9 protein-coding genes and 1 pseudogene are annotated in these 12,980 nt (G+C 45.9%); 6 read left to right on the top strand and 4 right to left on the bottom strand.

The genetic code is table 11. The features are described from left to right. The first annotated feature begins 574 nt into the window (after positions 1-574). From VOR_RS0103105 to VOR_RS0103085, 5 genes and pseudogenes are all read left to right on the top strand, one after another. A complete protein-coding gene (locus VOR_RS0103105) occupies positions 575-1,744 on the top strand; it encodes a polysaccharide export protein (protein ID WP_010318273.1) in 1,170 nt (389 codons plus the stop codon). A 25-nt stretch (positions 1,745-1,769) separates the two neighbouring features. After that, a complete protein-coding gene (locus tag VOR_RS0103100) occupies positions 1,770-2,210 on the top strand; it encodes an arsenate reductase/protein-tyrosine-phosphatase family protein (RefSeq protein ID WP_010318272.1) in 441 nt (146 codons plus the stop codon). Positions 2,211-2,250: 40 nt separating this feature from the next. After that, entirely contained in the window at positions 2,251-4,416 is a 2,166-nt protein-coding gene (locus VOR_RS0103095; protein ID WP_010318271.1) for a polysaccharide biosynthesis tyrosine autokinase, read from the top strand. Between the two features lie 271 nt (positions 4,417-4,687). After that, a pseudogene (locus VOR_RS17665) lies at positions 4,688-6,006 on the top strand (MBL fold metallo-hydrolase RNA specificity domain-containing protein). A 225-nt stretch (positions 6,007-6,231) separates the two neighbouring features. Beyond that, entirely contained in the window at positions 6,232-8,121 is a 1,890-nt protein-coding gene (locus VOR_RS0103085) for a methyl-accepting chemotaxis protein (protein ID WP_029626848.1), read from the top strand. 66 nt (positions 8,122-8,187) lie between these two features. Here the strand turns inward: VOR_RS0103085 and VOR_RS0103080 are convergent, their stop codons facing one another. Both VOR_RS0103080 and VOR_RS0103075 read right to left on the bottom strand, forming a co-directional pair. Beyond that, positions 8,188-9,423 (bottom strand): mechanosensitive ion channel family protein, encoded by a 1,236-nt coding sequence (locus VOR_RS0103080; RefSeq protein WP_010318267.1) that lies wholly within the window; start codon positions 9,421-9,423, stop codon positions 8,188-8,190. 160 nt (positions 9,424-9,583) lie between these two features. Further along, positions 9,584-10,510 carry a D-2-hydroxyacid dehydrogenase gene (locus tag VOR_RS0103075; protein WP_010318266.1) on the bottom strand — a complete coding sequence of 309 codons (927 nt, stop codon included), beginning with the start codon at positions 10,508-10,510 and terminating at the stop codon, positions 9,584-9,586. A gap of 71 nt (positions 10,511-10,581) precedes the next feature. On the opposite strand from VOR_RS0103075, the gene VOR_RS0103070 reads away from it, so the two are divergent. Continuing rightward, the gene (locus VOR_RS0103070) at positions 10,582-11,169 is read left to right on the top strand and encodes a YjaG family protein (protein WP_010318265.1); all 588 of its coding nucleotides are present in this window, start codon (positions 10,582-10,584) and stop codon (positions 11,167-11,169) included. Positions 11,170-11,456: 287 nt separating this feature from the next. Here the strand turns inward: VOR_RS0103070 and VOR_RS0103065 are convergent, their stop codons facing one another. Continuing rightward, a complete protein-coding gene (locus VOR_RS0103065) occupies positions 11,457-11,813 on the bottom strand; it encodes an endonuclease domain-containing protein (protein ID WP_029626846.1) in 357 nt (118 codons plus the stop codon). A 12-nt stretch (positions 11,814-11,825) separates the two neighbouring features. Continuing rightward, positions 11,826-12,881, bottom strand: coding sequence for a CNNM domain-containing protein (locus tag VOR_RS0103060; protein WP_010318263.1), 1,056 nt, complete (start codon positions 12,879-12,881; stop codon positions 11,826-11,828). Positions 12,882-12,980 lie beyond the last annotated feature (99 nt).

Genomic DNA, 12,980 nt, shown 5'->3' with positions numbered 1-12,980 from the left:
ACATTAATTGGCTTGATAGTAAATAAAGCAAATCAATAAGGAAAATACTTACGGAGTAGGAAAATACTTACTTCACATTCAATAATAACCTATGTATCATTCCGCAGACTTTGATAGTACAAAAAATTGAGATCATTCCGCAGACTTTGATAGTACAAAAAATTGAGAAATCAAAATTTATTTTTTCTACTTTATTATTGATTGCATTGTAATTTGAAAGTTTGATTGGTGCGCGCTGCATCGCACTTTTAATGAATAACCTATTTTCAATTATCATTGGCTTAAACGCATTTAACACCGTCATAGGGATCGCCCTAGGGCGGTAGCGTGCCAGCAAGTTTTTATATATAACTTCTAGCACATTGATAGATAAACACATTATTCATGTGCCTTGGCTTCATATATACCCAAACAACTTGGAGTTGCAGGTAGGCGGCAAGTGAGTGAGTCCCCATGAGCATAGGCAAACTATGTGATTGGGGTGAACGAACGTAGCCAACACCGCTGCAGCTTCAAGTAGGAAGGGTATAAGCACCTTGGTCATGGCTGTGATTGAAATAGCAGGAACGTTCTCGTGTCAAAAAAGTATTTGCCTTTGATTATCGCCTCAGTAGTTTTAACGGGGTGCACCATTCCGGGTTCACACCTACCTACGGGCGAAAAAAATGCCGCATGGGAAGCAGAAAGCAACGAATCCTTATCTTCTCAAGTGAATGTCTACCCCCTCACTCCTGCTTTTATTAAAGAGCTGAAAAAATATAAAAATCAGCCCATTACCCAACCTAATGCTCCATTAGAACAAGAAATCGCTCGCTACGAATATTACATCGGCCCTGGTGATGTGCTTAATATCACCATCTGGGATCATCCGGAGCTAACCATTCCTGCCGGTTCATACCGCAGTTCGGCAGAAGCGGGTAACTGGGTCCATGCGGATGGCACCATCTTTTACCCTTACATTGGTGAAGTGAGTGTGGCTGACAAAACCGTAACGGAAATCCGCCAAGTGATTTCAGAAAAGTTAGCTAAGTACATTGAATCACCTCAGGTTGATGTCAACGTCGCTTCTTTCCGCTCGCAAAAATCCTACATTACTGGTGAAGTTAAAACGCCGGGTCAGCAAGCCATCTCAAATATTCCCTTAACATTATTAGATGCCATTAACCGTGCTGGTGGTATTACCACGGATGCGGATTGGCGCAATGTGACGCTGACTCGTAATGGTAAGGAGGAACTTCTTTCTCTTTATGCTTTGATCCAGAAAGGCGATTTAACGCAAAACCGCTTACTGCGCGATAGCGATATCGTGCATGTGCCACGTAACGACGGGCAAAAAGTGTTTGTGATGGGCGAAGTCAAACAGCCACAAATGCTGAAAATTGACCGTACCGGTATGAGCCTGACCGAAGCCTTGAGCACAGTCGGCGGCATTAATGAATACGAAGCCGATGCCACAGGTATTTTTGTGATTCGCGGCGCGCAACAACAGCAAGCCGTGTTAAGTCATACTGCGTCTAACCAACCTAACCAAGATGACCCTATCGCCAATATTTACCAGCTCAATATGCAAGATGCCACGGCGTTAGTCATGGGCACAGAGTTTGAATTGCAACCTTATGATGTGGTGTATGTCACCACCACGCCCGTTGGGCGCTGGAACCGTTTGATCAGGCAATTGTTGCCAACCATCAACGGCTTTAATGAGCTGTATGAAGGTGCGTTACGGATGAAAAATTGGCCATAACTGAACAGTAAATAAGAGAAAAAACGTGTTTTCTAAAATATTAGTGGTGTGTGTCGGTAACATCTGCCGTTCACCAACAGGCGAGCGAGTATTACAAAAGCTATTGCCGAATAAAGAAGTGGCTTCCGCTGGTATTGCTAGCGCCAAAAGCCATCTTGAGGGTAAACCCGCCGATACCATGGCCAGCCAAGTTGCTGCCGAACATGGCATTGATTTAGCTGGTCATGCATCACAGCAGCTCACGTCAGCGCTTTGCAGCCAGTATGATTTAATTCTCGTGATGGAAAAGGGGCACATTAGTGCATTAAGTGAGATAGCCCCTGAAGCACGCGGCAAAGCCATGTTGTTTGGGCAATGGATAGACCAGCAAGACATCCCCGACCCATATCGCCAAAGCAAAGAAGCATTTGACCATGCCTACCAGTTAATTGACCAAGCCGCGCAAGCTTGGGCCAAAAAGCTGTAATCACCATAAGCCAAAACAGGCCGTTAGGACTTTAAACACAATGACAGCACAACAGATTAAACAACGCGTCGACACCACTTCTGACGAAATCGATCTCGGTAAATTGTTTGGCCTTCTGCTGGATGGCAAATGGATCATTCTCGCGACGACCACTTTCTTTGCTATCTTTGGCATTGCCTTTGCCTTGCTCTCAACACCGATATACAAAGCCGATGCTTTGATTCAAATCGAACAAAAAGGCTCTGGTGGTATTTCATCATTAGTCGGCGGGGAAATGAGCGATCTCTTCTCTTCTGAATCATCCGCCACCACTGAAATTGAAATCATCAAATCACGGATGATTTTAGGCGACACCGTTCATAAATTTAACCTAACAACCTTGGTTGGGCCTGATTACTTTCCCGTTATTGGTAAAGGCATTGCGCGCCTTCGCGGGCAAATAAACCGCATTCAAGTCAGCCGCTTTGAACTGCCAAGTTACGCATGGCAAACGGGCCACCAAATAGTGGTGCAGGATGCAGAACAAAAAACCTACCAGTTAGTGCGTGAAGATGGCCGCATCATACTCAGCGGTAAAGTAGGTGAACTGGCAAAAAGTGATGATTACCAACTGTTTGTCACTGATTTAGATGCCAATAGCGGTTTTGCATTTAATATCAGTAAACAAAGCGAGTTAGATGCGATTAAATGGCTGAAAGATAACTTATCAGTGACTGAACGCGGTAAACAAACTGGCATTGTTGAGCTCTCTTTCACCGGCGAAAACCCTAGCCAAATTCAAGCCATTTTGGATGATATAAGCCAAAACTACTTTTTGCAGAACGTGCAGCGCAATTCGGCAGAAGCTGAAAAAAGTTTAGCTTTCTTAAAAGGCCACCTGCCAACCATTAAAACCGAATTAGACAGCGCGGAAGATGTATTAAACCGCTACCGCCAAGCCAATGATTCGATTGATTTAAGCTTAGAAGCGAAATCCACCTTAGAAGTGATGGTGAAGCTAGAAGCGCAGCTTAACGAACTCACGTTTAAAGAGAGTGAGGTGAGCCAGCGTTTCACCACTGACCACCCGGCCTACAAATCACTATTGGATAAACGCCAAGTCTTGTTTGGTGAAAAAGAGCGCTTAAATAAACAAGTACAAAAGCTGCCTAAAACTCAGCGCGAAATTTTACGCATGACGCGTGACGTACAAGTAAACCAGCAAATTTACATTCAATTGCTGAACAAAGTGCAAGAGCTGAACATTATTAAAGCCGGAACGGTCGGCAATGTGCGCATTTTAGACGGTGCGGCTACCTATGCTCAAACTGTGAAACCGAAAAAATCACTGATAGTCGTGTTAGCGACACTGCTTGGCGGCATGCTCAGCGTTGGCGGAGTATTGGTGAAAGCGGCGCTGCACCGCGGCGTAGAAAACCAAGACGATATTGAACAGCTTGGCCTTTCGGTTTACGCCAGTGTACCTAAGTCGATTCTTCAGTTGGAATTTGCGGAAAAAATCAATAAAAAGCGTAAATCCCTGCAAGAGATGATGCTGCTGGCAGAAAGCAACCCGGCGGATCTTTCTATTGAAGCGCTACGCGGCCTGCGGACCAGTTTGCACTTTGCGATGTTAGAAGCCAAAAACAACGTGGTGATGATTTCTGGCCCTGCGCCGGGCATCGGTAAATCGTTTGTTTCCACCAACTTTGCTGCGGTTGTAGCCAAAACAGGGCAAAAAGTACTGCTGATTGACGCCGACATGCGCAAAGGCTGCTTACAACAACCTTTCGGTGTTAAATGGGAAAATGGCCTTTCAGACCTTCTCAGTGGCAAAATTGATTACGCGCAAGCGATCAAAACCACCCAAGTAGATAACTTAGACATTATGACGCGCGGCCAAGTGCCACCCAACCCTTCAGAACTGCTTATGCACCAACGTTTTAAAGCTTTGGTTGAGTGGGCTTCACAAAATTATGACCTAGTGATTATTGATACCCCGCCGGTACTTGCAGTGACTGACCCAAGTATTGTGGGTGCCCATGCAGGCACAACATTGATGGTCGCACGTTTTGGCCTAAATACTGCTAAAGAGATCGATGTCGCCAGAAATCGTTTTGAACAAGCCGGTATTGAAGTGAAAGGTGTGATCTTTAATGCGGTAGAGAAGAAAGCATCAAGTACCTATGGCTATGGTTATTACAACTACTCTTACAGTGAAAAATAGGTTTATTCTCTGCTAGAGTGTTTTTTATCGATCACTGCTAATTCATGATCTCTCGTTAAAAAGAGAGCTTAGTGACGTACTAATCAAATTAGATCACGGTATAAAAGGGTTCATCACCATGTGATGAACCCTTTTGCGTTTTATGGCAAAAATATTAGTGAGCTATACATAGGTTAGAATGAAACTTTGCCAGCTGCGACGAATTTTTTAACAGACTATATGTTGTGATGAATAAATAGCGCGCACTATCGATTCAATGACTCCATAAAAAATGAAAGGATTGAACATGCAGATCATCCACCACGGTGGAAAAGAGACCGTCACGGGCTCTTGTCATGAGCTGAGGCTTGGGAATAAAGGGATTTTGGTTGATTGTGGCTTATTCCAAGGGCGTGATAGCCGACCAATGGCGATTGATTTTCCATTAACTCATCTGCAGGCGTTGTTGTTAACCCACTCGCATATTGATCACATCGGCCGTATACCTTGGTTATTAGCGGCGGGTTTTCATCAGCCTATTTATTGCACACCCGCTACCGCGGAATTACTCCCGTTAATGTTAGAAGATGGTTTAAAGCTTCAACTTGGTTTAGGGCAAGCACAGCGTACAAGAATATTAGAAAGGCTCAATAAACAAATAAAGCCGGTGAATTATGGCGTATGGCAGCGTATTTCTCGTGATTTAGACAATACTTATTTTCGCTTTACGCCTGCGGGCCATATTTTAGGATCAGCGTTTATTGAAGTGAAACTACCAAATAATGAAATTGTCCTGTTTTCAGGGGATTTAGGTCCCAGCAACACACCGTTATTGCCAGACCCAGTCTCTCCGCCTCGCGCCGATTATCTGCTGATTGAATCAACACCCACGACAATGTGCAGCTGCGGGCGCAGCGCTTAAAGGCCATCATCAACCGTTCTTTGCAAGACGGTGGCACCATTTTAATTCCAGCATTCAGTGTGGGCCGAACACAAGAGCTGCTGTTTGATATTGAACAATTGATCTTTAGCGGTGAAATTGATGGCAATATTCCGATTATTTTAGATTCACCCATGGCGCAACAGGTGACGAAATCTTACCGAAAGTTTAAGAAATTGTGGGGAAAAGAGGCGAAAAAGCGTTTGGATGCACAAAGGCATCCGCTTGCGTTTGAACAGTGTATTACCGTTCAAGATCATCGAAGCCATCAAGCATTGGTCAACCGTTTAGCCTCAACAGGGGAAGCGGCGATTGTGGTGGCCGCGTCTGGCATGTGTGAAGGTGGCCGAGTGATGGCCTATTTAAAAGCGCTGTTGCCTGATAAAAGAACCGATGTGATCTTTGCGGGCTTCCAAGCACAAGGCACTCTGGGCCGAGCAATAGTGCAAGGCGATCACTCGGTGATGATCGATGGTGATGACGTGCTTGTGAATGCACAGATCCACAGTATGTCGGGCTATTCTGCCCACGCTGACCAAGCCGATTTATTGCGCTTTATTGAGGGTATTGCCGCTAAGCCTAAGCAAATTCATTTGATTCACGGAGAGCCTGCAATAAAGCAAGCTTTTGCTGTTATGTTGCGCAGTTTAGGTTATGAGGTGATACATTGAACGCAATGTTTTGCCGTGTTAATTGCATTGTTAATTGCAGTAACTTACTTTTAATAGGTGTAAAGGATTTGTATCCATTAGCAACTAAACGATAACGCTTTGCGATTTCGCTTCCGTGTTGCTTAACCACAATATGGTGTAAGTGCAAAATGGTGTAAGTGCAAAGTTTGTGCTGCTGGCGATGCTTACAAAAAAACTAATCTATTTCACCAATGGGGGTGAGTTGTGAATCTATCGTTAAAAGGTAAGTTGATAATGACAAGTTTGCTTGTTGTTATTGTGATGGCGGTGGTGTTGACGTTACTGTCGGCAAATTTATTGAAAGATGAAACGGAGAGTGGCATCAAGGAAAGGGTGTATGGTATCTCGAAATCGGCAACGAGTTCGATTACCCAGTGGCTGGATGTTCGTAGCAAAGTTATTAGCGCGGTGATCCCTCACACAATGAGGGAAGATTCACTGCCTTTTTTACAGCAAGCTCAACAAGGCGCACAGTTTGATTTACTCTATTTCGGCACTGAGCAAGGCACCATGCATCGTTCTATTCCATCTCGAGGCGCAAATAACGCAAGCTATGATCCTCGGACAAGAGGATGGTATCAAGAAGCGAAAAATAGCTCTGGCCCGATACTGACGGCCGCCTATGCCGATGCGATCACGGGCGCTTTGATGGTAACGCTCGCTGAGCCGATTAAGAAAAACGGGCAGTTTTGGGGCGTTATCGGTGCCGATGTGTTAATTGATCAACTGATTAAAGATGTTATTGCGATTGATGCAGGGGCACAATCAAACGCTATGTTGGTCAACCGTGATACAGGGTTAATTATTGCCCACCGCAATAAAGATTTAATTCTCAAACCGTTAGCTTCTTATAGCCCTAACCTAACGCAGCAAGTCATCGACCGCTCAATGACTGAGAATAAAATACAAACTGTGATGGTTGGTGATGTTGAAAAACTATTATTCTTTACTGCCGTTCCTTCGACGGACTGGGTGCTCGGCATTGAGCTTGATAAAGAGGTGGAGTACACCAATATTGGCGCGCTCTTTATGCAGTTAACCTCGATATCAGTCGCCATTACAATTTTGGTCGTGATCGTGTTTTCGGCATTGGTTGGCTTCTTACTGCGTGACTTGGGCCGAGTTTCCCAAGCATTGGCGGAAATTGCAGACGGTGATGCTGACCTTACGCAGCGCATAGAGCCACGTTATCAAGATGAAGTAGGCGCACTGGCGAATAACTTTAATCAGTTCGTCGGTAATATGCATGGCATGATCAAGCGTTTCCATGAAGTGTCGCAAGGGTTAACACTGCAAGCAGAAAACACTGCTGCGCAAGCCCATGAGCGTACCCGACGCATTATGGTGCAACAAGATGAAATCAACATGGTGGCCACTGCAATTAACGAAATGGCGGCCGCAACGCAAGAGATTGCAGGCAACGCAGACAATACAGCGGCTACCTCTTTGGATACGGTGAAAATTTCTAACCACGGCGTTGAGCAGGTGAAAAATACTCAACAGTCGATCGGTGAGTTGTCGAAAGAGATGACGGTAGCCAAAGAGGTCATTGAGAACTTGAACCAGCACGCACAAAACATCAATACGATCTTGTCGTCGATTCAGGGCATTGCTGAGCAAACCAACTTATTGGCACTGAATGCGGCGATTGAAGCGGCAAGGGCGGGTGAGCAAGGGCGTGGATTCGCGGTGGTAGCGGATGAAGTTCGAGTGCTCAGCCAACGGACGCACAGTTCGACACAAGAGATTCAACAGACGATTGAAACCTTGCAGAAAACCACGACTCAGGCTGTGAACATCATGACTGAGAGTAGCAAGCTTTCCGAAAGTAGCGTGGAAGATGCCAACGTGGCCGCGCAAAGCTTAGTGAAAATTGGTGAAGCGGTCGGTACGATCAGCGATATGGCAAGCCAAATTGCAACCGCCGCAGAAGAACAGGCGTCAGTCACAGAGGAAATTACGCGTAATACCCAAGGTATACGCGATGTGTCTGATGAACTGGCAAAAGAAGCGCAAGAAGCTTCCCAACAAGCTGAATTGCTTTCTAGCTTATCTAAAGAGCTTCAACACGAAATTAACCGCTTTAAACTGTAACCCTTCTCGATCACTTTTCGATTAAACCTCCCCCATTAGGGGGAGGAAATTCAGGCAATGTCATGTTTACCTTGCGAGTGCTTGAAAGTCACTGCCAGTTGGTGCTTGCGACACGCGCAGGCCGAAGTCAGGCAGTACGGCGTAAATGTGGTCAAAAATATCCGATTGAATACCTTCATATTCGACCCACACGACCGTATTGGTGAAACAATAGATCTCCAGCGCGACGCCATCGTGCGTGGGGGCCAGTTGGCGCACCATTAATGTCATGCCTTGGTGAATTTGGGCATGGTTACGCAAGTAACGTTCTAGATAGGCACGAAAACTGCCAATATTGGTTAAGCGGCGGCCATTGATGCGGCAGGCTAAATCGAGTTGGCTCATCTGATTATAGGCGTTGATCTCTTGTTCTTTCTCGGCCAAGTAGGGCTCTAAAAGTTGTGCTTTGCGTAGGTAGCTTTGCTCTTCTGGCGTCAGAAAGTGAATGCTATTGGCATCAATTAATACGCTGCGTTTAATGCGTCGGCCGCCTGATTCTTGCATCCCTTTCCAGTTTTTAAACGAATCGGAGATCAAGGCATAAGTCGGAATAGTGGTGATGGTTTTATCCCAGTTCTGCACTTTGACTGTGGTCAGGCTAATGTCGATGACGTTACCGTCTGCGCCATATTTAGGCATGTCGAGCCAGTCATCAACGCTTAGCATTTGGTTTGCTGAAAGCTGAATGCCCGCCACTAACCCTAAAATCGGGTCTTTAAATACCAGCATGATGACGGCTGTCATCGCACCTAAACCGCTCAGCAGTAGCACTGGTGATTTGCCAATTAAAATCGACGTCGCGAACAGTGCGGCGATAACAAACGCGATGATTTTGATGCTTTGAATAATGCCTTTGAGCGGAATATTACGGCTAGTTGCGCTGCGATAAAGTAGCGTTTCTACCACGTTGAGCAGGGCGTAACTGCTTAACAGGCCAAAGAGAATAATCCACAGTAAGGTCAGTGTATGCAGCAGTTCGTAAGCCGCACTGGTGTGGCTAAGCCATAGCTGAGTTTGGATTGAAATGACAATCCCTTGAATTAACAAGGCAAAGCGGCTGAAAAGCTTTTTGCTAAACAGAATGTTTTGTAAAACTTGTGCGTTGGTTGTGCGCCGCTGTAGCCATAGGCTCACCCCTCGGTGCAGCACTAAATGGATAACGATAGAAATAAGCGCGATCAGCCCAAGCGCTTCGGCAATTGGCAGCAGTTGTTCTAAATTAATGTTCAGTGATTGTAGCCACGAAGTGATGGCTGAAGGCATGATTTGCTCCTCGTTTAATTAAGCCGATATCGTTCCTGTTTTACCTGCGCTGGATGAGGCAGTGTATGCTCGACAGCAATGGCAAGTGGTTTGCGTGTCTATAGTAACATTGAGCCGAGGTTTCCCTAGGCTTAGTGCCGATTATTAACCGCTATTTGACCTAATAGCCTTTTTCAAAATCAATTCTGTTTTCTAGTTGGAACCCGTCGCGCCACAAGTGGTAATTGCGAGTGAAAATCTCCATTACTTGCTCAGGAAAACTTACCGCCGCGATGTGTGGGGTAAGGCTAATGGCAGGGTGCGTCCAGAACGGGTGATCTTCGCTTAATGGCTCTTTTTCAAATACATCGAGGTAGGCGTGTTGAATGTGCCCCTCTTCAATCAGTGCAATCAAATCACTCTCAATCAGGTTTTTACCGCGCCCGACATTAAACAGCAATGCATTGTGGCAATGGCTCAATGTACTTTGATTGAGTAAGCCTTTGGTATGCGGCGTGTTGGGTAACGTACTGACCACAATCTCCGCGTGGGCGAGGGCAGTAGCAAGCTCGTTAATGTGATAGGTTTTGTCAAAACCCCCGTTTTTAGCTGGAATGCCAGTGCGGTTGACGCCAATCACGTGCAAACCAAAGGCTTTGGCTACTTTCGCTAAATGGCTGCCAATCGAGCCTGTGCCGAGGATCACCATGGTTTTATCATTGATCGATTGATAAGGGTGGGTCTGCCACTGTTTGGCCGCTTGTTGCTGCGCGTAGCAAGCAAAGTGGCGAAAGTGTGCAATCAGGTTGCCCAGAACGTATTCAGCAATTTGCTGGCCGAAGATGCCTTTAACGTTGGTGAGCTCATAATCTTGACGAAGTTGCGGCGAGATTAAGGTGTCGACGCCTGCATATTCCGAGTGCAACCATTCCAGTTGCGGAAAATCGTCCAAATACTTTGCCGCCAGTGGTGGTGCGGCCAGCAAAATGGTTGCTTCGCTGCGATCGTCAGTGATGGCTAAGCCGCTCAACTGCGCCTGTTCAATCGCTTGTCGATAAATATCGTTGTGTTCGGTCAGAATATAGAGTTTATGAGTGAAATTGTTCATCGGCTTTGCTTTTTTCCCTGTTGGTTATCAAGTACACTTCCGCTGTCTTTTTCTGCTGCGATTGAGTGATTATGCTACAAAACCCTCTGCAGGTTCGTCTTGAGAAATTTGAACCTTGGCAACAAATTACTTTTATGGCGTGTTTGTGTGAACGTATGTACCCGAACTATGCCATGTTTTGCGACAATACTGAATTTGCTCACACGCGAGTATATCGAGATATTCTCGACAGTGTTTGGGAATTGCTCACGGTAAAAAGTGCCAAAATCAATTTCGAGAACCAATTGGAGAAGTTGGAAGAGATCATTCCAAGCTCAGAAGATTTTGATGTTTACGCTGTGTATCCAGCAATTGATGCGTGTGTGGCTTTGTCTCACCTACTTCACGGCCTGCTTGATCGCGATTATCTGTATGAAAACATGCAAAAAATCAGTCAGGTATCGGTGCTGACAGTGGCGCAGTTAGAAGAAGCGCAAATGGGCGAAGAGATCACCAACGACAATCAAAAACAAAATGAAGCGGTCTGCGCCGAATGGGATGTGCAGTGGGCTATTTTCCGCCCTCTGCGTGAAGCCGTAGAGCGAGATATTGATTTGATTAAAGACCTACGCCAAGAGCTACGCGACGAAGGCGTGAGCAACATTGGTGTGAGTTTGTAGTACACCCCCTCCTAACCTCCCCCTAGAAGGGGGAGGGACTAAAAGCGCTCTCGTCTACCTTGAAGGGGAGAGACTAAAAGCATGTTCGTTTTGGGTGCTGAAATGTGCTGATTTCAGTGATCGCTTTTAAATTCCGTACATCCACCTAACTTCCCTCCAGAAGGAGAGGGGCTAAAAGCGGCCTCGTCTCCCTTGAAGGGGGGAGACTAAAAGCATGTTCGTTGTGGGTGCTGAAAGGTGCTGATTACGGTGATCGCTTTTAAATTCCCTCCCCTTTGAGGGGAGGGTTAGGGTGGGGTGTTTAAGTAGCGACAAATATCCTCAACAACATCATCAAGTTGTATTCGTACTTCCTCGTTTGTATACCGTAAAACACGAATGCCAAATTGCTCTAGATAATCAGTTCTTGCTTGGTCGTAGATATAAGAAGACTCGCTGAAATGAGAGTCACCATCGATTTCAATCACCAGCCGATGACTTGGCGCATAAAAATCCACGATATAAGGACCAATACCAAACTGACGGCGAAATTTAGTGCCTAGTTGTTGGCATCGTAACTTTGCCCACACACTTTGTTCTGATGCTGTAGCGTTAGTACGCAATGTTCTACGCCGCATTTTTGTCGATTTAGGATTCCATTCTATTTCCTTTATTTTCTATTCCTCATCCCTGTTTTCAATGACGCCGTGTGTTTTCTTCCAACGTTCCCAGCGCTGATAAGCAAGCTGCTGCATGTCGGTGGTTTTATCCGCTTCATCAATGATCTCTTCACCCAGTAGGTATTCAAAAATATCTTCTAAGGTCAGAATGCCTTGTACTGTACCATATTCATCAACGATTAACGCCAGTTGCAGCCGTTTTTGCATCATTTGTTCGAACGCTTTTAATAGGCTCATTTTGTTGAGCAGCGCATGAAGCGGCCTCATGACTTCTTCTAAACGTTGACTGCCTTGGCCCTTTTGTTGCAGTTTGAAGAGCTCTAAGCGATGCACAAAACCGATGATGTCCTCTTTGCTGTCGCCATAAATAAGTGGACGCGAAAAGGGCGTATCTCTATGTTGCACCAGAAACTCGTCGATAGTGAGTTGCGCGCTGGCGCGAAACAAAACCGGGCGCGGTGTCATCACTTGAGTAGCTGGGACGTGCTGGATAGCCAACAAGTTATTGAGCATTTTTGATTCGCCATCGGCAAACTCACCGCTCTCATTGGCCAGCATAGCCATCGCAGAGAGTTCATCACGCATTTTGGGCGCTTCATGGTGACGCGCTAAACGTTTGGTGATCTGCTCTGAAAACCAGACGAAAGGCGTCAGCGCCCACACCATCCAGCGTAAAACCACCGCAGAAGCTGGCGCAAGTTGACGCCAATAGGTCGCGCCAATGGTTTTCGGTACGATTTCCGATAGCACTAAAATACCGAGAGTTAACACCGCAGAGAATACGCCGAGCCATTCGCTACCAAATACAACGGCAGCCTGTGCACCTGCGCTGGCAGCACCGATGGTGTGAGCAATAGTGTTGAGCGTGAGAATCGATGCCAAGGGGCGGTCGATGTTCGCTTTGAGTTTGCTTAATTTGTCAGCTGAAGGATGAGCGCTTTGGCGCAACTGAGCAAGGTAACTTGGTGTGATGCTCAGCAGCACCGCCTCAAGCACTGAACAGATAAAAGAGACACCGATGGCAACGGTAATATAAACCGTAAGCAAAAACATGATTGTTCCTTAGTTTTATTTATACCAAATCAATACTGCGTTGAGCTTGAACCATGCCAATGTCGGTCATTGGAGGCTCTAGCTGCGTAGGATTGTACT

The sequence above is a fragment of the Vibrio ordalii ATCC 33509 genome (assembly GCA_000257205.1).
Lineage (GTDB): Bacteria > Pseudomonadota > Gammaproteobacteria > Enterobacterales > Vibrionaceae > Vibrio > Vibrio ordalii.
The sequence above is the reverse complement of the archived record's forward strand: the minus strand, read 5'-3'. Positions and strand labels throughout refer to the sequence as shown.

Bases quoted from the DNA above. Each gene is read 5' to 3' on its own strand.
- VOR_RS0103095 (WP_010318271.1), top strand. From the start codon at position 2,251: ATGACAGCACAACAGATTAAACAACGCGTCGACACCACTTCTGACGAA.
- VOR_RS0103080 (WP_010318267.1), bottom strand. From the start codon at position 9,423: ATGCCTTCAGCCATCACTTCGTGGCTACAATCACTGAACATTAATTTA.
- VOR_RS0103075 (WP_010318266.1), bottom strand. From the start codon at position 10,510: ATGAACAATTTCACTCATAAACTCTATATTCTGACCGAACACAACGAT.
- VOR_RS0103070 (WP_010318265.1), top strand. From the start codon at position 10,582: ATGCTACAAAACCCTCTGCAGGTTCGTCTTGAGAAATTTGAACCTTGG.
- VOR_RS0103060 (WP_010318263.1), bottom strand. From the start codon at position 12,881: ATGTTTTTGCTTACGGTTTATATTACCGTTGCCATCGGTGTCTCTTTT.